Below are 25,424 nucleotides of genomic sequence, written 5' to 3' on the forward strand. Positions count from 1 at the left end.
TATTTAAAGTGGTAGATTTTATGAGTTCTAACGATGCTTATCCAGTAATACATATAGTTGAATGTAAAGGATGTGGACGATGTGTCATAGATTGTCCAAAAGATGTACTTTCCCTTAGCAGTGATCTAAATGAACGTGGATATCACTACATAGTATATTCTGGGGAGGGCTGTACAGGCTGCGCTAATTGCTATTATACGTGCCCAGAACCATCTGCTATAGAGGTACACATACCAGTTAAAAGGAAAAATTGATTTTTGGAGATTAATTATGGCTACACAATTAATAAAAGGCAACACTGCAGTTATTATCGGAGCACTTTATGCAGGATGCGACTGCTTTTTTGGTTACCCTATAACTCCTGCAAGTGAAATATTACATGAAGCTTCTGCTCATTTTCCGAAAGTAGGTAGAAAATTTGTTCAAGCAGAATCTGAGGAAGCTGCTATTAATATGGTATATGGTGCAGCAGCTGCAGGACATAGAAGTATGACGGCATCTTCTGGACCGGGTATAAGTCTAAAGCAAGAAGGTATCTCATATTTAGCGGGTTCTGAATTACCAGCTGTCATTGTTGATATAATGAGAGCAGGTCCTGGACTTGGAAATATTGGACCAGAACAGGGTGATTATACTCAAGTGGTAAAAGGTGGTGGACATGGTAACTTTAAAAATATCGTATTAGCACCAAACTCAGTACAGGAAATGTGTGATATGACAATTCAGGCATTTGACCTCTCTTTTAAATATCTAAATCCTGCCTTTGTACTTTCAGATGGCGTATTAGGTCAAATGGTGGAACCATTAAAGTTTCCAGAAAAATCTATATCACCAGAACCTGATGAATCATGGGCAGTTTGCGGTAATGCTGAAACTAAACACAATTTGGTAAGTTCAATTTTCCTTGATTTTGATCAACTTGAAGAGTTTAACTTTCAATTGCAGGAGAAGTATGATGTCATACAAAACTCGGAATTTGATTACGAGGAGTATAAAATAAAAGATGCATCGATAATTCTAGTATCTTATGGTATCAGTAGCCGTATATGTAGGTCTGCTGTCGATGTTGCAAGACAAGATGGAATTGAAGTGGGTCTTTTTAGACCAAAAACTCTGTTTCCATTCCCTGGAAAAGAATTATTAGAACTTGCTAGATCTAGAAAATGTACTTTTATTTCAGTAGAAATGAGTAATGGCCAGATGAGAGAGGATATCCTTGCGTCTATAATGTATAGTAGACCAGTAGAGCTGGTTAATCGAATGGGTGGAAATATAGTCACTTTAGATGGGGTTATGAAAAAAGTATATGAAGTTGCAGATAGGGAGAATTAAAATGGCAGAAAAAGTTATTAAAAGACCTGACTCTATGTATTCAGAATTTGCTCGTAAAGGTGGAGCTGCTCCAACTGCAACACATTATTGTCCTGGTTGTGGTCATGGAATAATACACAAATTAATAGCAGAAGCAATGGATGAGCTTGATATACAGGACAGGAGTGTGATGATTAGCCCAGTAGGTTGTGCAGTGTTCGCTTATTATTACTTTGATTGTGGAAACCTTCAAGTAGCTCATGGCCGGGCTCCTGCTGTAGGTACAGGGATGTCTAGGGCAAGAGACGATGCTGTTGTAATGGCATATCAAGGTGATGGAGATCTTGCATCAATTGGTCTTAATGAAACAATACAAACAGCAAACCGTGGTGAAAAGGTAGCTGTGTTCTTTGTGAACAATACTGTTTATGGCATGACAGGTGGACAAATGGCTCCAACTACAATGATAGGAGAAAAAACCGTTACTTGTCCCGAAGGTAGAACTGCAGAACAGGCTGGTTATCCATTACATATGGCTGAACTCTTAAACGAGCTGAAAGCACCTGTTTTTATTGAAAGGGTATCAGTTTCTGATATAGGTCATATCAGAAAAGCTAAAAAAGCTATAAGTAAAGCTTTAAAAGTTCAAAAGGAAAGTAAAGGGTATGCTTTTGTTGAAATTTTAGCAGCATGTCCTACAAACCTAAGACAAAGTAGTGAAGAAAGTATTAGGTTCATTAATAATCAAGTTGAAAAGGAATTTCCTTTAAAGAATTTTAGAGATATATCAGATTGCACAGTTCCTTTGTTTAGAGGAGCAAGTGATTTTTCAAAAAAATCTTTGGACAATATATTTAATCTTGAAAAAGATTCATCACTTGACTCCGTAGACACTCCTAATTTTGGTGATATAGGTATAAAGATAGCTGGATTTGGTGGGCAAGGGGTGCTGAGTATGGGATTAATGGTTGCTAGAGCTGCTTGTGATGAACAGTACCACGTTTCATGGTATCCATCATATGGTCCTGAACAAAGGGGGGGTACTTCCAATTGCTCGGTAGTTATATCAGGTGAGGCTATAGGCTCGCCTATTGTATACGAACCCGATATTCTAGTTGCTTTTAACCAGCCCTCATTGGAAAAATTCGCTTCAGATGTTAAAAAAGATGGTGTAATAATTTATGATTCAACAGTAGGTAACTGTGACCATATTATTCCTGAGGGAATCAAATCGATATCAGTACCTGCAACCAAAATTGCAATGGATGCTGGATCTAAAAAAGGTGCTAATACTGCGATGTTAGGCATAATGTTAGCCACAGGTAGAACTAAACTTCCACCAGAAGCTTTTAATAAAGCACTTGATGAAACTTTTATAAACAAACCTAAGCTCATACCGCTAAATAAAAAAGTGTTAAATGCGGCAGTAAAATGGGCTGAAAAAAACATCAAATGAAACTTGGCTTTTAAGCCAAGTTTATTATGCCTTTTTTTGTTTAATTAGTTCTTGTGCTAATTCTCTTAACTTAAATTTTTGAACTTTCCCACTAGCAGTCATGGGATATTCATTCACAATAAAAATATGTTTTGGTACTTTGTACCTAGCAATTTTAGTGCGAGCATAGTCCCTGATATCAGAGGCATTTATACCAGAATCATCATTTAATATGACAAATGCCCCTACAATTTCACCATATTTCTCATCAGGTATACCGACAACTTGAGCATCTTTGACTCCAGGGACTGTATATAAGAATTCTTCAATCTCCTTTGGATAAATGTTTTCTCCACCACGTATGATCATGTCTTTTATTCTACCAGTGATACTATAATAACCATCTTCATCCATAATAGCTAGGTCTCCACTGTGTAACCATCCTTCAGAATCAATTGTTTTTTTAGTCATATCAGGCATCTTATAATATCCTTTCATAACATTATAACCTCGACAACAAATCTCCCCAGGTTGATTAGGACCTAGCTCTTCACCGGTATCTGTATCTATCACCTTAACATCTATTTCAGGTAATGCTGTCCCTACTGTGTTCACTCTTTTTTCGATAGGGTCATCTGTACTGGTTTGTGTGAATACCGGTGAAGCTTCTGTTAATCCATATGCAATAGTTATTTCATCACAATGCATATCAGTCATTACTTTTTTCATAGCTTCAGTTGGACACGGGGAACCTGCCATAATTCCTGTTCTCAGTGATGAAAGGTCAAATAACTCAAACATTGGATGAGAGAATTCTGCGATGAACATTGTAGGCACTCCGTAAAGTGCAGTACATTTTTCCTTTTGGACTGCTGCAAGAACCATCAGGGGATCAAAGTTCTCAATCATTACTAATGTACCTCGATGTGTTAATGTTGCTAAGACTCCTAGAACTATTCCAAAGCAGTGGAATAAAGGTACCGGTAAACATAACTTATCAATTTCTGTAAATTTTTGTCGCTCACCAATATAATAACCATTGTTTAAGATATTCTTATGTGTTAACATAACTCCTTTTGGGAATCCCGTAGTACCGGAGGTATATTGCATATTAATTACATCATCACTTTTCAACGAACTTGAAATACGTGTCAATTCATCATCATTTACAGTGCTTCCAAGTAATAATAGCTCGTTTGTATTGTACATTCCTCGATGTTTTTCTTGTCCTATGAAAATTACATTTTTAAGGAATGGAAAATCTTTGCTCTGCAGATTTCCTCTTTTACTCTTTTTAATTTCGGGGATTAGTTCATAAATGGTTTCGATATAATTAATGTCTCTAAACCCATCAATTATAGCAAGTGCTTTCATATCTGATTGTTTTATCACATAAGCTATTTCGTGGCTTCTATAAGCTGTGTTAACAGTAACAAGCACTACTCCAATCTTTGCAGTTGCAAACAAAAATGTCAACCAATCAGGAACATTACGTGCCCATATTCCTAAGTGATTTCCTTTACGTAATCCGATTGCTAACAGCCCTTTAGCTAATTTATCTACCCGCTCTTTGAAATCACTATATGTGAACCTCAAATTTCGATCTGGATAAACTATAAATTCATGTTCCGGATCGATTTTCACCATTTCTTCAAAAATATCGGTAATTGTTTCATCTTTGAATTTCAAAATATCTAACTCCAAAAATCATTTTATAGAATCCCAGGTAGTGTTATTTTCAGGAACTAAATGGCTCTCTAACCGCTTTCTGCATTCACCTTGAATAGGAATAGACATCTCTTCCTTGAAATCATAATGAACAATTACAGCTTTACCCCTTACTTTCAATTTATTGTGCTGCCATGCTTCATGTCCAATCGTAAAAGACGTATTACCTATTTTTAAGATATATGTTTTAATTTCTACATCACCATCGAAGAACATTTCACCTAAAAAATCGAATTCCATCCTAACCATGATAAGTTTCCATTTATCTTCGCCTAAATCTAAGTCAGGTGTAAATATTCTAAAAATCGGATTTCTAGCAGTTTCAAACCATCCCGGAAGAACAGTGTTATTAATATGACCTAACCCATCAATATCTCCAAAACGTGGTGTGACTGTTAAAGTGAACATATTTTATCTCCTAGTATTGATTAGAATGGGGTGTATATGATAGCAATTATCTTTGCACCATCTTCTTTTGTAGAGTACAAATTATGAGGGACAACCGAATCATAATAAATACTATCTCCTTTTTTTAGGTTAAACTTATCTTTTCCATACACAATTTCAATCTCTCCTTCTAGAACAAAAATGAATTCTTCACCTTCATGAGAAGATAGATTAATATTTTTATCGTTTAAAGACTTAATATCAATTAAAAAAGGCTCCATATGTCTATCTTTTTTGTCGGCAGCAAGAGAATAGAACTCTAAAGCTGGCCTGTTGTTATTAGAGGTGTTACCTGAAAATCTCATTACATTGTGAGAACTGTCATAGGTAGTTATTATAGGTCCATCTTGTTCTGCACCATCTAAGAGTGTACCTAACCTTACTCCTAATCCTCTTGATATTTGTAACAATGGGGATAATGAAGGAATAAGACTTCCATTTTCAATTTGTTCAATTAGTTCAACACAGCATTGACTTGAATGTGCAAGATCCTCTAGTTTCATCTCTCGTTCTTCCCGTAATTGCCGAACTTTTGCGCCTACATAATTGTATTTTTCCATTAAATCATCCTCTTTAAATTAATATTATTAGTATAAGCCAAATTTTAATTATACGTAAATAAGGTTTTCATTTTTATTTAATTGAAGTAAAAAAAAACAATTTTTGTTAAAAAAATATCAACTTAAAAAAAGGTAAAATAAACTTATTGCCTTATCAATAGCAAAAGTTCTATGGATAATGAACCAATGGCCTATTATTGTTAAGATTCGTTTTTTAGAGATATTTCACCAAAAGCTACTATTCCTGTAATGATCAGATCAACTTTTTTGTTATCTGTATTGATGAAAGACCTATTATCTTTTAGCCCAGCAAAAAAAGGGACTAAATCAATATTTATATTCCAGTTTTTTGGGACTATTATTTCACCACTTCCAAATATAACAGTAGCTTTAATTTCTGCTGTATTTTCAGTTTCAGCAAGTTTCAAGTTAAGATCACAAGCTCCAAAAATCGATTTGATGTTACCACCCTTAAAATTATTGGAAGCGTTAATCATTTCAATATTTCCAAAAATACTAGACATATTCACGCTGTCATTATTATTCATATCATTACTTGAATTTTGTTTGCTCGTAAACTTTTTAATTACTATCCAGAGACCAAAGAAGATTAAAACTAAAGGCGACCAATCAACTATCAAAGTAGCTGTTAAAATGTCCAATAGATACAATTGAAAAAGACCAAATAATAATATAATTAATAAAGAACTTACAAATCTTCTAAATTTACTTGCTATTAAGATATACAGCCCATATATTACAAACAAAGATGGAATAAATAAAACAAAATTACTAGTGTCATAGATGCTAGTAGTTTCTAATAGGAGAAAAAAGCCAGTTGTGATTATAATTATACCAAAAATTAGTTGATAAGATATTTTCTTCATATTATGAAATCCACCAAATCTTCGTTATTTTTAACGGAAATAGATTGTGATATAAGTATAATAAATCTTCTAAATTGAAAGAAAAAGCACTCAATTAAGATTTTAGTTGTCACTAATGCTTAATTTTTCTTTTAAATAGCATGCATTAAAAATAATAAAGTTATAGATATGACCTTTTCATAATTTTTTCTTCCCTAAGAAGTAATATGCTATGGCGCCTATAATGCCAAATAAAAGAGCTGCAAGAATCCATACAACCTTCATAATAGGCTTCAGTCCTGTATTCTGAGTTAATACATCATATACTACCCATATAACTGAAAAAAGTACAATTAAACTCCAGATAGTTGAAAGCATTTTTTAAACCTCCATTTAGAACTTAGTCTATGCCTTATAAATAATTATCTCAATGGATTTTGCTTTTAACACTAATTAATAAAAATAAATATGGTTGTGATTATTATAGAAATAAAATACAGTATAGTTCTAATATTCTAGTTAATTTTATAGTGTTATTTTTATTGGATATAAGCTAATGTAATAAACCCAATTATGCTCATCATTGAAAAAACTACAAATGTAGTGAAGTTGAATTTAGCTCCTTTAACTAAGTTTACTCTATCATCTACTCCTTTTAATAGGAACGAGAAGGTTTTAGGTAGTAACAAAAAGTAAGGCATGAGGAACAAAAATAAGTACCAACCTTTGTTTTCTATTAAGGTTGATATTATTGCAATATTTAAGATTAAAAGTATATGCAATAAAAGAACTATGACAATGCTTTTTTTAACGCCAATTCGGATTACAAGACCATTCTTACCAGCTTTAATATCATAAGGGCGATCAACCATTTCACCACTTAATGAAAAGATTAATGTGCTAATTCCTGTAAGAGGCATTATTGCAAAAATTAGAGGATGGATGACTATGCCCTGTGCAGCTGCTCCTAATAATACAGCAAGTGGCCCAAATCCAAACCAAACAACAATTTCTCCTAATCCACGATATGCAAATTTAATGGGAGATGCTGTATAATACTTGCTTAAAAAAGTTGCAGTGATAAAAATAAAGATAAATATAGGCCATAATTCACTATCTGAAACAAAAAGAAGTCCTAATATTCCAAAAAATGCAAGTATAATTCCAGTTCTTGCGATGAAAAACATTTTTTGTTCTAAATTAGGGTAAGTTATTAAATATGCAGAACCACCACTGAAAAGATTTTTGCTGGATTCTAGTGTATCTGAGCCTTGTTTGGTATCGTAGATATCGTTATAAACATTCATAGATATGTGTAGACTAAACCCCACAATGCATGCTAGAAAAAAATTCAGGATATATATCTCATTTGTTATCATATAGGTAGTGGATGTACTTATTAGAAGAGGGGCTAACATTGCAATGAGGCCATGTCCTCTCACAAGGTTAAAAAAAGTAGGTTCAATTGATTTCATGTATCTTAATATATTTTTATCCACTTACTGCAAGCACAATTTTAGATTGATTCATATAACTAACAAACTAACAAAAAACTGCTTTTATCTTATAAATAGTTAGCTTATATACAAATAATAATGATTTATAAAAATATTTTAACATATATTCGTGTAGCAATTATTCAGAGTATAAATTAGAAAATTAAGTTCTTATTTCTATTTAACAAATGGGCTTAATCTCTAAAGTGTGTAGTTTTTAAATATATCAGGGCAAATATTTCATGAAAATATCACTTTTTTTAAAACTATCATGCCTCAAAACGTTGGTCCATGAAATATTTTGCCCTGTAAGAAATTATTGTGATTGAAACGGTTCTTAATAATATTAGCTGCTAGTATCAACAATCTAAAAGTTAAAAATAAAAAAGGGTAGTACTTTATTTATTTGTACCAATAGTATCTGTCGAACCTGTTAATTAATTTTCAAATTGAGATTGTGTAGTTATATTTATTTGCTGATTTTTTGTTCTATAACTCCTTTAATCTATAAACCTGAGAATTTTGAGAGGTCAGATATATCCTACCAGTTAACTTCATACGATTCCTCTGTGATGCCATGTTGTAGCAAGAACATTGAGAAGACGTAATTATAATTTTTCATTTCATGCAACTAAATAACTAAGTATTTTCACACTATAATTTAAAGCTAAAACCAGATGGTTGGTACAATATGGTTATGTTTATAACTATTCGGTTTTTTGAATTACTAAGATTCATATGGAAGGATTGTATTACATTGCTGACTAGACACTTAGTGGAAGATTTGGTAAAAGACATAATTAAAATGGGACTATGTTAAAATAATTTATGAATCATATATAAAAAAGGTTAAAAAATTGATTCCATGAAAAAAATAATAGAAATTTTTGAAAAAACAGTGCATAAGTGGAGGTATGATGATGGTATCACTTATAGTGCAGCACTTTCTTTTATGATTCTAATGAGTTTTCCTGCATTGATATTATTTGTGATATCTATAAGCAGCTTTTTTTTGAAGGAAAAGGTAATACAAGAGTCAATTATACATTTTATTTCTCCTATTGCAACTCAATCAACAATTAACTTGTTGCATATTATTTTCCAGCACATTCCGAATACTAATATCATCACTTTTAGTTTGCTAATAAGTTTTATTTTATTTTTGTGGATATCAACTAACCTTTTCCTACAATTGCAGAAGACAATTAATATTATGTGGGGTGTATCTCATGAAGAAAAAAGCTGGTATGAAAAAGCTATAGGAAAAAGAAAAACTGCTTTAATTACGGTATTAGTGTTTACTTTTTTTGTATTTATGGTAACTATATTTGAATTAATATTTTCTACTGTTTTACCAGAAATTGGACAAATTTTACCAATATCATCTTGGACAGTGCAAGCACTAACTTCAATATTGAATTTTATAATTGTTTCACTCTTTTTGGCTTACCTTTACAGAGTACTCCCGGACATAAAAATGGAGTATAAATTCATTATCCCAAGTAGTTTCCTTACAGCTGGACTAATGACCTTAGGTAAATATGTTTTCAGTATATATCTAATGCATGCTAACCCAACTGGACTTTATGGTAGTATAGGATCCCTAATTGCTATCTTTCTCTGGGTATTCTTTATTTCAGTTATTGTGACCATTATGATAGAATTTACAAAAATATATGAAGAGTATGATTACATGCATAAACTGTGAAGTATTCTAAGATTAAAAAAAAATTTATTATTCAATTTTATTTTTATAACAATAGATTAGACTGAGAAATTTATAATCTTGAAGTAGATTATTAGAATTCATCACTTAATCGATGACATATGAATTGTTATTAGGTTTAATAGGTTCATTATTTGGAGTTATTGTAGGTTTTGTTTGCAATATTTGTAGGGCATGGGATGTCTGCTTGCTTTAGAAAACAAGTCTTTGCATGTTGTTATTGATTTTTATGCAAAAAAAGTAGGGTATTAGGAATTATTGTTGTATAATTTTTAATAGAGTAGGAACTATTAACCCTGAAAAAATCGATAGTTATAACACCTTAGTAAAAGGTTAATGCATAAATAATCTATAATTTATTTAGATTAACTGCAGCTTGTGGTTGCTTTTTTTGTTCAAAAATTTTCATCCTAAAATCCCTATGATTTCAGTCAAATGAGAATCAATTTTTTATTTGTCATAGGCTGAATAGTTATTTAATGACCAATAATACTAAAGTGTAAAAAAACAAATTTCACTATATGTCATCTGAATTCTTTAATGTATTGGACTCTTTGACCTGCACTCACGTAGCTTTTTTCTTTGAACACGGTAGAATTAGTTTTAGGAGTATGAATCTCAATTGACTTAAATAGGATAGGTAAACCCATTCCCAGGAAGAACTTTGGATGATCCTGAATATGAAAATGGAGATGTGGTTCTGTAGAGTTTCCGAGTTTCCACAGTAACCAATCAAAGTACCCTGCTTTACGACGTCACCGACGTTGACAGTAACGCTATTATAAGCTAGATGGGCAATGACACTGAATTCATGGCCATTATCAATAATAACATAATTACCTCGAAGATCTTTCTGTAAAATATCCAGTGATCCTCCTGGACGAGGAGCATCATGATGAGAGGTGCGCATTTCGATGACTATTCCATCTCCAGGAGCATATATGGGTTTACCGAAGCAGTAATGATCCTCATTTGAGATTCCAGAAACTCTATGGGTGCGCCCATTCTCATCTGTGATGACAAAATCATATGCATACCTTTGAGTATATAAGAACCACGAGTGTGAATGTTCTTTTTCAACATTTCCATTAAGCACAGTCCATTCGCCGTCAAAAGGAAGTCTGTAAGCAATATTATTAGAGTGTTCCTCAATGCCAGGAATTGATTCCGAATATCGAAAAAAAATTGCAATATGACCCAAAAGTTGTTTAATTGAGGCAAAAAGCACGAAAGGATTGAACATTGTGAGGATTGAAGTAATCATGAATTTTGTATTATATGATTTACCTCCAAAGTCTATCCAATCGGTAGGATGGGGAGTATCTGTGGGCGTAGTTCATAGCATCGAAATGTACGGCCATAGCCAAAAAAAGAAAAATAGCCCACATAATGTTAGCGGTTGTAATGAAGGGAATAAAAAACCAGGGACTGATATAAATCCAAGATACCCAACAACTGTAGAATTAATACGTCGAAATCTAGAACTTATTTGACAATACACCTTGATTACTTTTTTTTTAGTACTCACCGTGTTACTCCTCTTTTGTTCAGCTCCGAAATCGAATCTAAAAAAAATTTCCTCCAATATTGGAATCATTTCTATTAAAAGCAGACTATGATTTATCAAACTTGTGTGTGTTTATCAATGAAAATAATTCTTTGCAAAAACACTTTTGATTTAAGAAATCCACCCTTTAATACTAGTTTTCAAATTATTCTTAAACAGCTTTAATTAAACCTAACAAAAAATACTCTTAACCAAAGCAGGTATAGCTTAAAAAAACAGCTTTGAAATCTAATTTAAGATAACTAAAGGTTACTAGAAACTAATAGCCAAATATGCGGGGTTATAGTTATCTTCAAAAAAGGAACTCCTGTTTTTTATTTAATCTTTTTTGATTTTATTAGCTCTTTTTTAATTTTTGTTATATCACTATTTCACCTTTTTTTATTGTTATCATAATATGGAACTGATAGAAATCTTTCTATATGAGCACTCAAATATTTATTTTATAGTTTTTTAGAAGGTATTATATGTCAAAAACATCAAAACAAATTCTATATGTTTTTTTATAGTTATAGTTGTGGCTACAGTAGGGTGTGCTAATCTTATAAGTGATATCAGATAATAATTGATGAATATAATGCTTATATTAACCAGTATAATAGCTTAATAGAGAATGACCGAGAAATACGAAACAATGAACAGAAAAAAACTGATCAGTACAATGACATTATTTACCGATATAATTCAATGTCTTATTCTCAGCAAACATCTCCAAATACTCAAAGAGAAAATGATAGAGTAAAACCTGAACTTAATAGAGCTTCAAGAGATTTCCTAATTCACCTTAAAACTAAAGAAAGACATGTAGAAGACATGCTTAGATTAATGGGATTAACAAAGATAATTTAATTAAACAAGAACTTGCACATTATTTAGAGATAAGGTCAAACTTAATAGAAGCAAAGGTAAGTATTCGAAGTGATAAAGAAATAGCTAAGAACTGGCTCTATTCACAATGATTAATCTAACATTGTAATTTTTATTAATTCAAATGATTAACACAAGGCTAAACCATTAGTGAAAAATGTTGAATTCAAGATGTTGATAAAATGAAGGATATTTATTTATTTTTGATCCTGGTTCCATCGGTTCTAATTATGAACGTGATTGCATACTACCTTTTCATTCCTGATAAATACAAATACAAAAAAAGAAAGATAAATGAAACTATTTCAGCAACAACTCATAAGTTTTCGTTTTTATCTGAAATTTTGCCCTACCTGTTGCTGGTAGCTTTTGCATATATATTTGTGAAGTCTCAATGGTCAATAGTAACCATGCTTGGAATTTCTCAAAGTTATGCACTTGCAGACTACATTCTTGATGTGGAAGGCAACATTGTAAGCTTTTTCCAGATAATTGCCAGTCCCTTTTTGACCTATGTGAGCTCATTTATTTATCTTATAGGATTCCCTTTCCTTTTAACCTTCACATTTGTGATACTTCTGTTCACAAGACAGGTCAAAGCACTGCAGGAGTATGCCATTGCAATCACAATTGCCTATATGCTGGCTTTCTTTTTCTATACCTTCACTCCTGTAGCTGTTACTGGACACACATTGCCTGATGTTGTTCCTCTTCTTTACAATCTAAGTCCTATTATAAACGATGGTTTAAGGTCATTAGACCCATTTCTCAACAGATGCTTTCCAAGCCTGCATGCAGGCCTCTCCTTTTTGGCAATGCTATTCATAATATTCAAAACAGACCTCGATAATTTCAAACCCATTGCCATATTCATTACAATAGCTATTCAGTTTACCATATTCTATCTGGGAATACACTGGATACTGGACTTCATTGCAGGAGTGATACTTGCAGGTATCAGTTTTTATACAGCTGAACAGGTCCACAAAAGAATATCAAATTTCCAGGTTATTTATGGTAAAAGAAATTAATATTGATTTTTGGCTATGTTACAAATTTAAAAGTCAAAATACCGTTGCTAGAATGATTGATCTGGTTTTTTAACTACTTTGAATAAGTATACTGTGGTGAGAAAGAGGTTGGTGAAGAAGAAATGATTGAAGGTAATATAGTGATACTTGGCAAAAGTTGAAATCTAACTCTTGAAGGTATTAGATGGTTAATAAAACATAATGTACAGGTTACAATTATGGATTGGAATGGAAAATTATTGACTACAATGTTACCATCTGAAAGTACCAATGTTAAAACTAAATTTGCTCAATATCATGCATTTGAGAATAAGAAAGCTAGAGTGTATTTAGCTAAAAAGCTAATCGAAGCCAAGATTTCAAAATCTGAAACTGTTCTTGACGATCTTAAATAAAAAAACTCTAAAATTGAATTTGATTTTTCAGTTGAATTGAATAAAATACAAAATGCAACTACGATTAAAGAGATTATGGGTATTGAAGGTGGTATTGCTTGGAAATACTGGAAAGAGTTTGGAAAATCAGTTCCATCAAAATATGAATTTGGCTCAAGGATTGATGACTACAGAAGACCAGTAAATGCAGGAGACAAAGTTAATGTTATGTTGAATTATGGGTATGCTCTGCTTGAAGCTGAATGTTTAAGAGCTATTAATTCAAACGGTCTTGATGCTCATGTAGGGTTTTTACATGAAATGAATCCAAGTAAGAACAGTCTAGCTTATGATTTACAAGAGCCTTTTAGATTCCTTGTTGATCTTGCAGTAATTAACCTGATTGAAAGAGATGAAATGGATAAGAAAGATTTTATCAGAACTGAATCTTATTCATTAAGACTTAGACCAACAGGTGCAAGAAAAGTAACTAATGAATTCAACAAAATGTTGAACAAAAGGGTAAGTTACAAAAACACCAATAAATCATGGAATTATATTCTATTTTTAAAAGCAAGAGAACTTACACATTACCTTACAGGAAAAAAGGATAACATAGATTTTAACAAACCGTTGTATAAAATTGAAAGAGCTGAGTCAGAATTACTTAGACAAAAAATTATTGCTTTATCATACTCTGAATGGAAAGAAATGGGGTTTTCTAAAGGTACACTACATTATATGAAAAAGAATGCTAAATCAGGTAAACCATTTAAACTGAATTCTCATGTTAAAGAAAGACTTGAGAACTGGGAAATTTTGAAGGGTGAAGCATGATAATTTAATATTATATTTACGATTTTATAGGATTAGAAAAGCAGTAGTGATAAAATAAATTAGATGATGATTTAATATTGTATCAAATAATATTAATAAAAAAATATATAACTACAAGCTTTATTATGTACTCGAATCTATGAAAAATTAAATTACCAAATACAATAATTTATTTCATAACAGAAAATATTTAGAATCACTCTTATGCCATGGTTTCAGGATTAGCCTGACTATCATCATCTAAAGCATGCATCATTTTCACAAGATTAGGTATTACTTTCACAAGACCAACTACTACTTCTGTACGGTCATTCCAATTAATATTAGCAAGACCAACCCAACAATCATAATCTAAATTATCCATCACTTTCACTAGACGATCCATGAATTTCATAAAATCATCCCAATTAATATTATCACTTTTTTTAGAATAATTCAGTATTGCTAATAAACCAAACTCTTCTGAAAACCTATTTAATATTTTTTTAGTATCATCATTAAGATCATCCCAATTAATATTACCAAATTTGTTAGAAGAATTGAATAGTGCTAATAAACCAAACTCATCTGAAAACTTATTTAATATTTTTTTAGTATCATTATTAAGATCATCCCAATTAATATCACTAGTTTTGTTAAAAGAATTGAATAGTGGTGATATACCAAACTCTTCTGAAAACCTATTTAATATTTTTTTAGTATCATCATTAAGATCATCCCAATTAATATCACTAGTTTTGTTAGAAGAATTGAATATTGATAATAAGCCCAAATCCTCTGAAAAATTATTTAATTTCTTTTTAGCAACATCCAAGCTCAACATTACTCACCTACTGTTTTGATATTTTTGGTATAAAAAAAGCCCTCGAAAAATTATAAAAGAAGTATTTGGGTGACCATATAAAAATATTTTTATTAGTTCCATTCATCATTGACAATGAAAGGGAGTTAGAATAGTGACACTACAGGAAAAAAGATATCAAGAAATATTAAATAAGGTTCAAAAGCTAATTGGTGTGGATTTGAGTGATCAGAAAATTTTAAGAGAAGCTCTTACTCACATTTCGTATCTTAACGAACATCCCGAAATTAAATCTAATTGTGGGCTTTTCGATGGACATAATGAAAGATTAGAGTTTTTGGGGAATTATGTTTTAGAACTCTCAATAGCACATAATCTTTATTCAAAATACCATGGAAGAGAAGGAGAGTTATCATATATAAAAGAACATTACAGTAAAACTAACACTTTATATGAAAAATTTGCGGGTCTCAATTTGGATAGAGATTTATTATTTCTAGGTAATGGAGAATATAAAAAAAAACAAAACTTGAAAAAAGGAGTGAAGATTTTTTAGAGGCTTTGATTGCAGCAATTTATCTCGATCAAGGATTTGAGAGGGCAAATAAGTTTATAGAAACTTTTTTTTTGTCTGATTTAGATGATTATTTAAAAAAATATTCAGAACACCCCATTAAAAGTAAAAGAGATGAAAACCCAAAAGGGTACCTACAAGAGCAATGCCAGAAGCATGGATATGGAATCCCTTCTTATTCTAAAGAATGTGAAAAAACGGGAGAAGACCATTCACCTAAGTATGCAACTTATGTGGAGATAAAGAAAAAAAAATATAAAGGGACTGGAGATAGTAAAAAAAATGCAGAAGATGATGCTGCTGAAAATGCAAATAAAGAACTTTTTGACGAATCATGAAGATATTTTAACCTGGGAAACCAGTTTTGTAAATAAACATTATTAAAAAATGATGAGAGTTCACTTTTTTGAAGATAACTATAACCCTAACTAAATATGCGAGGGGTGGGATTCGAACCCACGAAAACCTTCGTTACCAGATCTTAAGTCTGGCGCCTTTGACCTGGCTGGGCAACCCTCGCAAAAAAGAGTAAATTCTGTGCTCTACTAATGTTACAACTAATATATAATTTTCACTATACTTTTGTATTGACATTGGAAAGCCATTAGTTTAAGCTAAATTTGTCTCAACTTGTTAAACAATCTTTATTAAACAACCCATAATTAAAGTTAAGTTACTTAAGCCTTATTATTATAGTATGATCATTCGATTTCTTGGAACTGGTGTGGCTATACCACAGAAGGACAGAATTCAATCAGGAATACTTTTAGAGGATCAGATGAACTTTTTACTACTTGATTGTGGCAGTGGGACTCTAAATCGTATAAATGATGAAAACATAAAACACACTTCAATAAATAAAATATTGCTAACACACTTACATTTAGATCATGTATCTGACCTCCTTTGTTTGGTTAAAGCGAATCATCTATGTGGACTAAATGAACTTGATTTATATGGTCCAACGGGAACTTTGCAATATATTGAAAATATGCTTAACACTTATTCTTACTTAAAGGAAAAAGTAAAAGTTAACATTAAGGAAATTGAAGCATATGAAGACTTTGTTATAACAGGTACAAATTTTAGAATAAAGGCAATTAATGGAATTCATAGTGTACCTTCACTTATTTACCGAATAGAATCCAATCAAAAAACAGTTGTTTATACAGGTGATACTGAACCTAATTCTTCAATAATTGATTTTGCTGATGGTGCTGATTGTCTTATTCATGAATGCTCATTTCCAAGTGAATTCATAACTACTAATCACACAAAGCCAGATATGTTAGCTCAAGTCCTAATTGAACAAAAGGACATCAATTTAAGTGGAATAATTCTTACTCATCTATATCCTCATATGAAAGGTCATGAAAAAGAGGCAATAGAATGTTTAAATAATAGTTTTACAGGTTGGATAAAAATAGCTGAAGATAAAATGGTACTTGAAATTTAATTTATACTTTTCTGAAGGCATAATAATTCTTTTTCAAATTGGGTTTACATATATTTGGCTAAGTTGAAACCTAGAGCCTTTTAAATCAATGTCTGATCTATATACACCTGTAGCTTGTATTTCAATATAATCATCTGAGTTACATATAACCAAGTAAAAAGTTACATTCGACATATCAAAATTAGGCTCTACTAAGATATTAGCAGCCATATGCAGCTTATTTTTTTCATTTGATATAAGTGAACTCGAAACGAGTTCATTTTTAAGAATATTTTCATATGTTTTTTGCATAGCTGAATTTGGTAATCCATTATTTTTACTTGGTCTATCAGTAGTAACGTATCCAGTTTTTTGCTGTAAACTAGATAAAATATAGTTAATACTGAGTAAAGCTATTTTTTTTATATCTTTTTCCGATAACGTTGGCATTATAGCATCTCACCAAATTTTATTATTAAGATATAACAAATTAAATAATAAACATTTATGTCAAATCAGCTCTCTAATAAAAAATATAAGGTTTATCTTAAAATATAGTTATTGAAATTTAGTTTCGAATCTATATTATAACTATGTTTCAAGACTCATAGCATATTATTTATTTTTTGAATTCCTATACTATTTGTAGTTATTTCAATAAATCATTAATTTTTTATTTTAGGGGAATTTTATGAAGGAACCAAGTTACATAATGTGGAATAAGGACATTACAATTAATGATATTCCTTTAGTAGGCGGAAAAAATGCATCTATTGGTGAGATGTATAGTGAATTAAAACAACAAGATATAAAGATACCAAATGGCTTTGCTATAACTTCGAAAGCATATTGGCACATTTTAGAATCAGCTAATATTTTAAAAGAGCTCAAGAGTATCCTCGAGGACTTAAATCAATCTGATTTATCTGATCTTTAAAAAAAAGGCTATGCTGCTAGGTCGTTGATTTTAGATGCAGGGATTCCTGATGATTTGTGGGAAGAAATAAAGAGCGCATATGACACTTTGTGTGATCAGTATGGCCACGAGGTTGATGTGGCTGTAAGAAGCTCAGCAACTGCTGAAGATTTGCCGACAGCATCATTTGCAGGTCAACAGGAATCTTACCTTAATATTAAGGGGTACCATTCACTAAAAGAAGCATGTAGCAAATGCTTTGCATCTTTATTTACAGACCGAGCTATTTCATATAGGGTTAATAAAGGATTTGACCATTTTGATGTTGCTTTATCAATTGGTGTAATGAAGATGGTTCGCTCAGATTTAGCATCTAGTGGTGTGATTTTCACTTTAGATACTGAAAGTGGATTTAAAGATGTTGTTTTTATTACAGGTGCATATGGCCTTGGTGAAAATGTGGTTCAGGGTCAAGTAGATCCAGATGAGTTCTATGTGTACAAATCTACATTCAGAGATGGGTTTAAACCTATAATTAAGAAAAATATTGGTAAAAAATCAATTAAAATGGTTTATGGTAAAGGCGAATCTAAAATGGTTACTCGAAATGTCGAAGTACCTGAAAGTGATCGTAATGTTTTTTGCATTAATGAAAAGGAAATATTGAAACTTTCAGAATATGCTATTACCATTGAAGATTATTACTCGAAAAAACTTGGCAAATCTCAGCCAATGGACATAGAATGGGCAAAGGATGGGACTACAGGTGAACTTTTCATAGTCCAAGCAAGGCCCGAAACTGTTCAATCTCAGAAAGATACGAATGTAATTGAGACATATATATTAGAAGAGGAATCTGAAATTTTAGCTTCTGGTAAAAGTATTGGGGATAAAATTGCTGCTGGAAAGGCCCATATTATAAAAGATATTTCAAAAATAGCTTCATTTAAAAAAGGAGAGATTTTACTTGCAGATACAACCACTCCTGATTGGGAACCGATAATGAAAAACGCTTCAGCTATAGTTACAAATAAAGGTGGTAGAACTTCTCATGCTGCTATTGTTAGTAGAGAACACGGAATTCCAGCTATTGTTGGAACTGGAGATGTTACTGAGAATTTAGAAAATGGGCAAGAAATAACTGTTAGTTGTGCACAAGGTGAAACTGGCTATGTATATGATGGAAAATTGCCATATAAGGTTCAAAAGCAAAACATTCAAACTTTTAAAAAGCCAAAAACCAAGATAATGATGAATATAGGGAATCCAGGAACTGTGTTTAATAATTCAAGAATACCAAATGATGGTGTAGGGCTGGTAAGACTTGAATTTATAATATCTAGTATGATTCAAATTCATCCAATGGCCTTGATTCATCCAGAAAAAGTGCGGGATAAAGATACATTAGCTAAGATTAAAAAATTGACATATGGTTATGCAGACTATGAAGACTATTTCATTGAAAAGCTTGCTGAAGGTATAGGGACAATAGCTGCTTCATTTTACCCGAAGGATGTTATTGTTAGGTTCAGTGACTTTAAATCTAATGAATATGGCTCTCTAATTGCTGGAGAATATTTCGAGGATTTAGATGAAAATAATCCAATGCTAGGTTTTAGAGGTGCTTCTAGATACTATAGTGAAAATTATAAAGAAGGTTTTGGTCTTGAATGTAAGGCAATGAAAAAAGTCAGAGATTTAATGGGTTTAAGGAACATTGTTCCAATGATACCTTTCTGTAGAAAGCCTGAAGAGGGAAAAAAAGTTCTTGATATAATGGAGCGATATGGGTTAAGAAGAGGTCTTAATGGTCTTAATGTTTATGTTATGTGCGAAGTTCCTTCCAACGTTTTATTGATTGATAAATTCAGTAGTTATTTTGATGGTTTTTCTATAGGATCAAATGACCTAGCTCAACTAACTTTAGGGGTTGATAGAGATTCTTCATACTTGAGTACAAACTTTGATGAGAGGGATGAAGCTGTCATGAAAATGGTATCTATGGCAATAAAAGGAGCTAAAAGGAACAAAAAGTATATAGGTCTTTGTGGAGAAGCCCCAAGTAATTTTCCAGAGTTTGCCGAGTTTTTAGTGAAAGAAGGAATAGATTCTATATCTTTGAATCCAGACTCTGTATTGAAGATTCTTCTAGAATTATCTAGTGATGGAGGAGATGAGTACCCAAAGAAGAGATAATATTAAAGTAGTTCTTTTGGGAAATTAATTTGTGATACCATGTACAGAAATATTCCTTATTTCGCTTCAATGTCACTGAAATTCATCTTATATAGTTCTACTGAATGATTTATGGCTTTAATAGCTTCATCTTTAGTATCCCAACCTTTTACAGTAACTTCTTTTCCTTGTTCTAAGTCCTTATAACGTCTGAAGAAGTGCTGAATTTCATTTAATATAGGTTCAGGTATATCTGATAATTCCTTTATATGATCGTACCTATGGTTTTTTTCTGGCACAGCTAAGATTTTATCATCCTCTTCTCCAGAATCGTTCATCATAAGAAGTCCTACTGGCCTTGCTTCAATTACACAGCCCGTGAACGTTTTCTCGTCCATTAGAACGATTATATCTAAAGGGTCGCCATCGTCAAAAAGTGTCCTTGGGATGAAACCATATTCTCCTGGATAATGTAATGGACTTCGTAAAACTCTGTTCAAAACATAGGTTCCATAATCTTTAGAATATTCTATTTTGTTTCTACTTCCCATTGGAATCTCTATTACAGCATATACAACATTTGGTACATTTGGACCAGCAGGTAAGTCTTTCCAGTGATCGTTTAACATAAAAATGAACCTCCATAATAATTATGTACAACTGCTAATATAATAAGTATCTTAAAAATCTATTGTTGAAACTAAGCTAAATGGATTTTACAATTAGTACTTTAGTTAGAAAAAGAAAAAAATTAAGTAAGGAATATAAAAATGCTAATTTAGTTGAGCATGGTTTCGATTTGTTCTAACATGTCAGTTAAACTAGATTTCAAATCAGCTTTTTCAGCCACTGAAAAGTTATCAATTGTTTCAATGACTTCTAATGCATGGTCAATATATGAACGTGCAACTTCTGGGTCATGATCAAGATATGCCATTGACATGAATAGATAAATTGGAATATAAGTTTTATATTCTTCTACAAATTTATCATAAAACCTTTCAAGTTTGTCAAATTGACCACTTTCTGCGAGTTCCAAAACATACTTTTGTAAAAAGTTATATGCTTCATCACAATCTTCAGGAACAATTCTTAGTATCTCATCTTCATCCATTTCAAAGATTTCAGGTTCTAGCTTGTGTTCTTCTTCTAACACAACGTCACTATCTTCTTTGAGTAAAAAGAACTCTGTTTGAACATATGGTAGTCCCATTTCATCAATAATATCTTCGATTTCAGTTTCATAATTATAAATATCTTCATCTGATAGATAGTCTAGTATATATGCACTTCTTTTAACAAAAGCTTGCTCATCTTCAATCCATGAAAGATTTTCAATTTCAGCTATTATGTGGTCTAGTACTAGGTTTAATTCATGAGAGGTTAATGGAGAATCCTCTACCTGCTTGGCAAGCTCCATTGCAATTAGTTTCTCAAAATCAGTGTTAAATGAACCTATTTCTGTTTCCATGTTATGCTTTATATTTTTAATTGCATTCCTCACATCTTTGTCAGTAATTGTTTTGTCATGATAAGAGAAATATGAGGCTATTGAAGTTTTTATATTAATTAGATAATCTAAATAACTCACTTCTAATAAATAGAGATTTTTTATCTTTTCCAATTTAGGATTATCGGGCTTTATAAGGCTCCCAAGAGCAATACTTTGGTCAAAATCCATGTTATTTGTGTTATCAGTCATATTATTTCCCATCCTGCACTTAAATCTTAGATTATTCGTTTTTAAAGCACTATTATGAGCTTATTTTTTACCTTTAGTAAGTATAATTCAAAATAATGTTTTTGGAAGGAATTGTTTTAGATTTGTGATAGATATATACTATTTAGCTCTATAATTAGATAAAGTTTTTACTGAAAGTATCTATTCCTAGAAAATAAATTTCTAAATAACATTTACTTTCTTCTTTTGTTAACCATGTTAAGCATATAGTTATTAAGGATAAACAATAAAGGTGATATTATCAAAACCATTGATTTTATCAAAACTACCGTTAAAATAAATACTTAAGTAAAAATCTAAGCTAATGATAAAATCATTATGAAAAAAACCTAAAAAAATCAATTATAACTTATATTAAATGAGGGGTTCTTTAATGACCATAATGAACATAACTGCGTGTCGAATGTTCGAAGATGAGATTGTAGAACTAATAGAAAAAGATGGCAGCAGGATCGAGAATATTTATGTTGTAAATAATGATGAAAGTATAGGTATTGCTGAAAAAATTAATGGCCTGGGTTTTCAATTCACTTATGTGGATGATAACGTTTTAAGAGAAGGTTATTGGAAAAGCTCGGATGATAATTTTTCTTTAATGATCAATATTTTGAGCCTATCATTACACGGTAAACCCCGAGAATTAAAACAACATGTATACTCACAAGTTAAAAAGATGGCCCAGTTCTCAGATGGGATACTAATGTTTTATGGCCTTTGTGGAAATGTTTTAAAACAGATTGAAACAGATTGGGAAAAATTGCAATGTCCAGTATCAATATTAAAAGATTCAAACAATAAAATAGTTGACGATTGTATAGGTGCTGTTGTTGGTGGAAGAAAATCTTTTTTGAAGATGATTTCAAGCTTTGAGAGGAAAAATAGTTTGTTAATGACTCCCATGTGGATTGAGAACTGGCAATCAATGTTCAAGTATTGTGGTTTTATAGAGAACGAAGATGATATTGATTCAGCTAAGTTTGTTATTGATTCTATGGGCTATGATACTGTTGTAATGATAAAAAATGACGCTTCTCATGTAGATAGCTATGAGTCAAAAATCCAAGAATTTGCAGAACTCTTTGATTTACAAGTATTAGAAGTTGAAGGTAATAGAAAGCTGATTTATAGTTCATACATGAAGTTTAAGCAAGATATCATCAATTCAAACTCTAAATCGTATATAATATCACCTAATTTACCATATCAAAATAAAAAGCAAGTACAAGTTCCTAGGGCATAACTTGTTTTCATTTGGGAGTTGGTTTTTCCTCCTATTTTTTTAACATATATGAATTAAACTTAGTATTCTTAGAAATCCTTATATAAACAATAATTCTAACTGAGTTATATATTTCGATATTATGCACTGATATCTTATATTTTATTTATTCACCTGATTTATTTATTTTTTAACTTGATTTCTCTGTAGAACTGAGAAATTGTTTCTAGGGATCTATTTCAATCCACTTTTATTATATACAATTCAATGAGTTCTACGATGATTCTATAGTCCCCATTTAACTATTTTTTAGTAAAAATAGGGCTATTAACTGGTGATGAGTATGCTTTCTTTTAGAATACTTGCTGCTCTACAATGGAAGATGAGGTATTCATGATACAGCCATGGATATATCAATAAAGTTTAAGTATTTTCCTGATAAAATCATTCATACCTGGGTGCTTTTGTTTATTTTTAGTATCAAAAACACATAGAATTCTATAGAGTCATTTATTGATTGTTGACAATTACAAGTTATATTTATAGACTATCTGTTTTGTATAGTTAGTATTATGGTTATTATTTATGGGAGATTTAACTAGATTTTATATTTCTATTTTCAGCATGGTATCTTTTTTTGGAATGGCTGGTGGAGCATTATTAGGTCCAGTTCTTCCTATCATGGTAGAACCTCTTAATGCCACTAGAGAAGCGGTTGGGTGGGTCATGGCAATCTATACTCTTTCTACAGCAGTTTTTATGCTTTATTTTGGTACTATTACAGATAGTATAGGTCGGAAAAAAATATTGGTTCCATGTCTTTTAATCAATGGAATAGCTGGCTTTGCATGCTATCTAGCTCCTAACTTGGGTATCCTTTTAATTTTAAGATTTATTCAAGGTATTGGTATTGCTGGGATGATACCCATTGCCATGACAATGATTGGAGAACTTTATGATGAAGTTGATCGAATTCATGCAATGGGGAGAATTAGTGTTACCACATCTATTGGTGCGATATCTGCGCCTTTTATAGGAGGATCCATGGCTCTTGTATCCTGGAACTACCCTTTTTTATTTTATATGTTAACAATACCATTGGCTGTATTAGCTTGCTACATTTTACCCGAAACTAATATAGAACCACAAGAAAAAAAGATTACTTTTAAACGTATGTTTTCAGTTTTAAGAAATATTAATGTGTTTTATGTTATGTTTTTATGTTTCATGTCATTTTTTTTATTATATACCATTGTTATTTATGTACCTTTTATTTTAATTGAAAAGTTTAACTTCACTTCAATGGGTGCAGGTATTGCAATTGGTTTACAAGGAATATCAATGATAATTGTGGCATCAAAGGCTAAAAAGCTCGCATTAGCTTATTCATTTACTAAAATAATTTTGTTTGGTTTTTTATTTATTTCAATTGCAATTTTTGGGATAGGTATATTGCCAGAACTGTACATGATATATTTTTTCCTACTTATGTTTGGTGTTGGATTTGGAATGACACAACCACTCTTGAGTGCCTCGATAACTGTAGTTGCTCCTAGTAATATGATGGGTAGTACTGTCCTTATCTATAATACGATGAAATATGCGGGCCAAACTGCATCCCCCGCAGTTTTTGGTGTTATCCTTGCAGCTATTAATTTTAGTGGGGTTTTTCTGGTTTCAAGCATTTTAGGATTGTGTGTAGTGATTTCAGCATTATATATGAGAAAAGACCTTGTTGGGCTGGATGGAAATAGTACAAAAAATATGTGATAAACTAGTAAAAATTATCACATTTAACTAAAGATACTAACAAATTTCTTTCTCTTGGTCCATCAAACTCAAACAAAAAAAGAGATTGCCATCTTCCAAGCTCTAATTCTTTGTTTTTGAACGGAACTGCTAAACTATTATTTAATACAGTAGACTTTAAGTGTGCTGCTGCATTATTGTCTATGGAGTCATGTAAGTAATCGTTTCCATCTGGTATAAGCTTGGCTAAAAGTTTACTTACATCTGACAATAATTTTTTTTCATTTTCATTAATAACTAATGAATTGGTAGTGTGTTTGCTATAAATTACGCAAATTCCGTCATTCAAGTCACTTTTTTGGATTTGACTGTTTACTCTACTTGTTATATCAATAATATCTGTTCTTTTACGTGTAAGAATCTTCATATGTTTAACTCCCTTTAATTAAACCTATTGTTTAATTGAGGCTGTAAAAAACTTTGGTGTTAAACTTTATTGGATATGTTCCCTTCCCAATATCCTCTTTTAACACTTAAATAATTCAATATCCCATTCGGTGTTTTAAAT

General features: G+C 31.5%; 24 protein-coding genes, 1 tRNA gene and 2 pseudogenes. 14 read left to right on the forward strand and 13 right to left on the reverse strand.

All coding sequences use genetic code 11. The features are described from left to right. Positions 1-20 precede the first annotated feature (20 nt). The 3 genes from J2T59_RS06865 to J2T59_RS06875 are packed head-to-tail and all read left to right on the forward strand — an operon-like array spanning position 21 to position 2,767. The gene (locus tag J2T59_RS06865; protein WP_259135190.1) at positions 21-254 is read left to right on the forward strand and encodes a 4Fe-4S dicluster domain-containing protein; all 234 of its coding nucleotides are present in this window, start codon (positions 21-23) and stop codon (positions 252-254) included. 16 nt (positions 255-270) lie between these two features. Next, positions 271-1,332 carry a 3-methyl-2-oxobutanoate dehydrogenase subunit VorB gene (locus tag J2T59_RS06870; RefSeq protein WP_259135191.1) on the forward strand — a complete coding sequence of 354 codons (1,062 nt, stop codon included), beginning with the start codon at positions 271-273 and terminating at the stop codon, positions 1,330-1,332. Position 1,333: 1 nt separating this feature from the next. Continuing rightward, a complete protein-coding gene (locus tag J2T59_RS06875; protein WP_259135192.1) occupies positions 1,334-2,767 on the forward strand; it encodes a 2-oxoacid:acceptor oxidoreductase family protein in 1,434 nt (477 codons plus the stop codon). A 24-nt stretch (positions 2,768-2,791) separates the two neighbouring features. Here J2T59_RS06875 and J2T59_RS06880 read toward each other — a convergent pair whose 3' ends face one another. The 6 genes from J2T59_RS06880 to J2T59_RS06905 all read right to left on the reverse strand — a co-directional run bounded on the left by J2T59_RS06880 (position 2,792) and on the right by J2T59_RS06905 (position 7,822). Continuing rightward, on the reverse strand, positions 2,792-4,393 hold the full coding sequence (locus J2T59_RS06880) for an AMP-binding protein (protein ID WP_374761083.1): 1,602 nt from the start codon (positions 4,391-4,393) through the stop codon (positions 2,792-2,794). A gap of 60 nt (positions 4,394-4,453) precedes the next feature. Continuing rightward, a complete protein-coding gene (locus J2T59_RS06885) occupies positions 4,454-4,882 on the reverse strand; it encodes an acyl-CoA thioesterase (protein WP_259135194.1) in 429 nt (142 codons plus the stop codon). 20 nt (positions 4,883-4,902) lie between these two features. Then, positions 4,903-5,481: a helix-turn-helix domain-containing protein gene (locus tag J2T59_RS06890; protein WP_259135195.1), complete on the reverse strand. Its 579-nt coding sequence runs from the start codon at positions 5,479-5,481 to the stop codon at positions 4,903-4,905. A gap of 200 nt (positions 5,482-5,681) precedes the next feature. Further along, a complete protein-coding gene (locus tag J2T59_RS06895) occupies positions 5,682-6,368 on the reverse strand; it encodes a LiaF transmembrane domain-containing protein (protein ID WP_374761082.1) in 687 nt (228 codons plus the stop codon). A 177-nt stretch (positions 6,369-6,545) separates the two neighbouring features. After that, entirely contained in the window at positions 6,546-6,725 is a 180-nt protein-coding gene (locus J2T59_RS06900) for a PLDc N-terminal domain-containing protein (protein ID WP_259135197.1), read from the reverse strand. A gap of 161 nt (positions 6,726-6,886) precedes the next feature. Further along, positions 6,887-7,822, reverse strand: a complete 936-nt coding sequence (locus J2T59_RS06905; protein WP_259135199.1) for a prenyltransferase — start codon at positions 7,820-7,822, stop codon at positions 6,887-6,889. 886 nt (positions 7,823-8,708) lie between these two features. Between J2T59_RS06905 and J2T59_RS06910 the strand changes: the two genes are divergently transcribed. After that, a complete protein-coding gene (locus tag J2T59_RS06910; protein ID WP_259135201.1) occupies positions 8,709-9,551 on the forward strand; it encodes a YihY/virulence factor BrkB family protein in 843 nt (280 codons plus the stop codon). A gap of 583 nt (positions 9,552-10,134) precedes the next feature. On the opposite strand, the gene J2T59_RS06915 is transcribed toward J2T59_RS06910, so the two are convergent. After that, the gene (locus tag J2T59_RS06915) at positions 10,135-10,833 is read right to left on the reverse strand and encodes a M23 family metallopeptidase (RefSeq protein WP_259135203.1); all 699 of its coding nucleotides are present in this window, start codon (positions 10,831-10,833) and stop codon (positions 10,135-10,137) included. Here J2T59_RS06915 and J2T59_RS06920 point away from each other — a divergent pair. From J2T59_RS06920 to cas1, 4 genes and pseudogenes are all read left to right on the forward strand, one after another. Continuing rightward, positions 10,832-11,062 (forward strand): hypothetical protein, encoded by a 231-nt coding sequence (locus tag J2T59_RS06920; RefSeq protein ID WP_259135204.1) that lies wholly within the window; start codon positions 10,832-10,834, stop codon positions 11,060-11,062. The two genes, J2T59_RS06915 and J2T59_RS06920, sit on opposite strands and share 2 nt — an antisense overlap. A gap of 761 nt (positions 11,063-11,823) precedes the next feature. Beyond that, entirely contained in the window at positions 11,824-11,985 is a 162-nt protein-coding gene (locus J2T59_RS06925; RefSeq protein ID WP_259135205.1) for a hypothetical protein, read from the forward strand. Positions 11,986-12,233: 248 nt separating this feature from the next. Then, on the forward strand, positions 12,234-13,034 hold the full coding sequence (locus J2T59_RS06930) for a phosphatase PAP2 family protein (protein WP_259135206.1): 801 nt from the start codon (positions 12,234-12,236) through the stop codon (positions 13,032-13,034). A 179-nt stretch (positions 13,035-13,213) separates the two neighbouring features. Continuing rightward, positions 13,214-14,245, forward strand: a pseudogene (gene cas1, locus J2T59_RS06935) (CRISPR-associated endonuclease Cas1). 202 nt (positions 14,246-14,447) lie between these two features. Here cas1 and J2T59_RS06940 read toward each other — a convergent pair. After that, complete coding sequence (locus J2T59_RS06940; RefSeq protein WP_259135207.1) at positions 14,448-15,068, reverse strand: hypothetical protein; 621 nt, start codon at positions 15,066-15,068, stop codon at positions 14,448-14,450. 133 nt (positions 15,069-15,201) lie between these two features. Between J2T59_RS06940 and J2T59_RS06945 the strand changes: the two genes are divergently transcribed. Next, positions 15,202-15,603, forward strand: coding sequence for a ribonuclease III domain-containing protein (locus J2T59_RS06945; protein WP_259135208.1), 402 nt, complete (start codon positions 15,202-15,204; stop codon positions 15,601-15,603). A gap of 5 nt (positions 15,604-15,608) precedes the next feature. Further along, complete coding sequence (locus J2T59_RS06950; protein ID WP_259135209.1) at positions 15,609-15,959, forward strand: putative dsRNA-binding protein; 351 nt, start codon at positions 15,609-15,611, stop codon at positions 15,957-15,959. A gap of 97 nt (positions 15,960-16,056) precedes the next feature. Here the strand turns inward: J2T59_RS06950 and J2T59_RS06955 are convergent. After that, positions 16,057-16,141, reverse strand: a tRNA-Leu gene (locus tag J2T59_RS06955). A 177-nt stretch (positions 16,142-16,318) separates the two neighbouring features. Here J2T59_RS06955 and J2T59_RS06960 point away from each other — a divergent pair. Next, the gene (locus J2T59_RS06960; RefSeq protein WP_259135210.1) at positions 16,319-17,077 is read left to right on the forward strand and encodes an MBL fold metallo-hydrolase; all 759 of its coding nucleotides are present in this window, start codon (positions 16,319-16,321) and stop codon (positions 17,075-17,077) included. Between the two features lie 33 nt (positions 17,078-17,110). On the opposite strand, the gene J2T59_RS06965 is transcribed toward J2T59_RS06960, so the two are convergent. After that, positions 17,111-17,506: a hypothetical protein gene (locus J2T59_RS06965; protein ID WP_259135211.1), complete on the reverse strand. Its 396-nt coding sequence runs from the start codon at positions 17,504-17,506 to the stop codon at positions 17,111-17,113. A 241-nt stretch (positions 17,507-17,747) separates the two neighbouring features. Here J2T59_RS06965 and ppsA point away from each other — a divergent pair. Continuing rightward, positions 17,748-20,168: pseudogene (gene ppsA, locus J2T59_RS06970) on the forward strand (phosphoenolpyruvate synthase). A gap of 56 nt (positions 20,169-20,224) precedes the next feature. Here the strand turns inward: ppsA and J2T59_RS06975 are convergent. Both J2T59_RS06975 and J2T59_RS06980 read right to left on the reverse strand, forming a co-directional pair. After that, positions 20,225-20,776, reverse strand: coding sequence for an inorganic diphosphatase (locus J2T59_RS06975; RefSeq protein WP_259135212.1), 552 nt, complete (start codon positions 20,774-20,776; stop codon positions 20,225-20,227). Positions 20,777-20,925: 149 nt separating this feature from the next. Beyond that, entirely contained in the window at positions 20,926-21,849 is a 924-nt protein-coding gene (locus J2T59_RS06980; RefSeq protein ID WP_259135213.1) for a hypothetical protein, read from the reverse strand. 412 nt (positions 21,850-22,261) lie between these two features. Between J2T59_RS06980 and J2T59_RS06985 the strand changes: the two genes are divergently transcribed. Both J2T59_RS06985 and J2T59_RS06990 read left to right on the forward strand, forming a co-directional pair. Continuing rightward, complete coding sequence (locus J2T59_RS06985) at positions 22,262-23,128, forward strand: DUF1638 domain-containing protein (RefSeq protein WP_259135214.1); 867 nt, start codon at positions 22,262-22,264, stop codon at positions 23,126-23,128. A 603-nt stretch (positions 23,129-23,731) separates the two neighbouring features. Then, positions 23,732-24,877, forward strand: a complete 1,146-nt coding sequence (locus J2T59_RS06990) for an MFS transporter (RefSeq protein ID WP_259135215.1) — start codon at positions 23,732-23,734, stop codon at positions 24,875-24,877. A 4-nt stretch (positions 24,878-24,881) separates the two neighbouring features. Here the strand turns inward: J2T59_RS06990 and J2T59_RS06995 are convergent, their stop codons facing one another. Continuing rightward, positions 24,882-25,283, reverse strand: a complete 402-nt coding sequence (locus tag J2T59_RS06995) for a secondary thiamine-phosphate synthase enzyme YjbQ (protein ID WP_259135217.1) — start codon at positions 25,281-25,283, stop codon at positions 24,882-24,884. Positions 25,284-25,424: the final 141 nt, after the last annotated feature.

It is taken from the genome of Methanosalsum natronophilum, from assembly GCF_024808815.1.
GTDB lineage: Archaea > Halobacteriota > Methanosarcinia > Methanosarcinales > Methanosarcinaceae > Methanosalsum > Methanosalsum natronophilum.

Excerpts from the sequence above, each read along its gene's own strand:
- J2T59_RS06865 (WP_259135190.1), top strand. The coding sequence starts at position 21 with ATGAGTTCTAACGATGCTTATCCAGTAATACATATAGTTGAATGTAAA.
- J2T59_RS06870 (WP_259135191.1), top strand. The coding sequence starts at position 271 with ATGGCTACACAATTAATAAAAGGCAACACTGCAGTTATTATCGGAGCA.
- J2T59_RS06875 (WP_259135192.1), top strand. The coding sequence starts at position 1,334 with ATGGCAGAAAAAGTTATTAAAAGACCTGACTCTATGTATTCAGAATTT.
- J2T59_RS06880 (WP_374761083.1), bottom strand. The coding sequence starts at position 4,393 with ATGGTGAAAATCGATCCGGAACATGAATTTATAGTTTATCCAGATCGA.
- J2T59_RS06885 (WP_259135194.1), bottom strand. The coding sequence starts at position 4,882 with ATGTTCACTTTAACAGTCACACCACGTTTTGGAGATATTGATGGGTTA.
- J2T59_RS06890 (WP_259135195.1), bottom strand. The coding sequence starts at position 5,481 with ATGGAAAAATACAATTATGTAGGCGCAAAAGTTCGGCAATTACGGGAA.
- J2T59_RS06895 (WP_374761082.1), bottom strand. The coding sequence starts at position 6,368 with ATGAAGAAAATATCTTATCAACTAATTTTTGGTATAATTATAATCACA.
- J2T59_RS06900 (WP_259135197.1), bottom strand. The coding sequence starts at position 6,725 with ATGCTTTCAACTATCTGGAGTTTAATTGTACTTTTTTCAGTTATATGG.
- J2T59_RS06905 (WP_259135199.1), bottom strand. The coding sequence starts at position 7,822 with ATGAAATCAATTGAACCTACTTTTTTTAACCTTGTGAGAGGACATGGC.
- J2T59_RS06910 (WP_259135201.1), top strand. The coding sequence starts at position 8,709 with ATGAAAAAAATAATAGAAATTTTTGAAAAAACAGTGCATAAGTGGAGG.
- J2T59_RS06920 (WP_259135204.1), top strand. The coding sequence starts at position 10,832 with ATGAATTTTGTATTATATGATTTACCTCCAAAGTCTATCCAATCGGTA.
- J2T59_RS06915 (WP_259135203.1), bottom strand. The coding sequence starts at position 10,833 with ATGATTACTTCAATCCTCACAATGTTCAATCCTTTCGTGCTTTTTGCC.
- J2T59_RS06925 (WP_259135205.1), top strand. The coding sequence starts at position 11,824 with ATGTCTTATTCTCAGCAAACATCTCCAAATACTCAAAGAGAAAATGAT.
- J2T59_RS06930 (WP_259135206.1), top strand. The coding sequence starts at position 12,234 with ATGAACGTGATTGCATACTACCTTTTCATTCCTGATAAATACAAATAC.
- J2T59_RS06940 (WP_259135207.1), bottom strand. The coding sequence starts at position 15,068 with ATGTTGAGCTTGGATGTTGCTAAAAAGAAATTAAATAATTTTTCAGAG.
- J2T59_RS06960 (WP_259135210.1), top strand. The coding sequence starts at position 16,319 with ATGATCATTCGATTTCTTGGAACTGGTGTGGCTATACCACAGAAGGAC.
- J2T59_RS06965 (WP_259135211.1), bottom strand. The coding sequence starts at position 17,506 with ATGCCAACGTTATCGGAAAAAGATATAAAAAAAATAGCTTTACTCAGT.
- J2T59_RS06975 (WP_259135212.1), bottom strand. The coding sequence starts at position 20,776 with ATGTTAAACGATCACTGGAAAGACTTACCTGCTGGTCCAAATGTACCA.
- J2T59_RS06980 (WP_259135213.1), bottom strand. The coding sequence starts at position 21,849 with ATGACTGATAACACAAATAACATGGATTTTGACCAAAGTATTGCTCTT.
- J2T59_RS06985 (WP_259135214.1), top strand. The coding sequence starts at position 22,262 with ATGACCATAATGAACATAACTGCGTGTCGAATGTTCGAAGATGAGATT.
- J2T59_RS06990 (WP_259135215.1), top strand. The coding sequence starts at position 23,732 with ATGGTATCTTTTTTTGGAATGGCTGGTGGAGCATTATTAGGTCCAGTT.
- J2T59_RS06995 (WP_259135217.1), bottom strand. The coding sequence starts at position 25,283 with ATGAAGATTCTTACACGTAAAAGAACAGATATTATTGATATAACAAGT.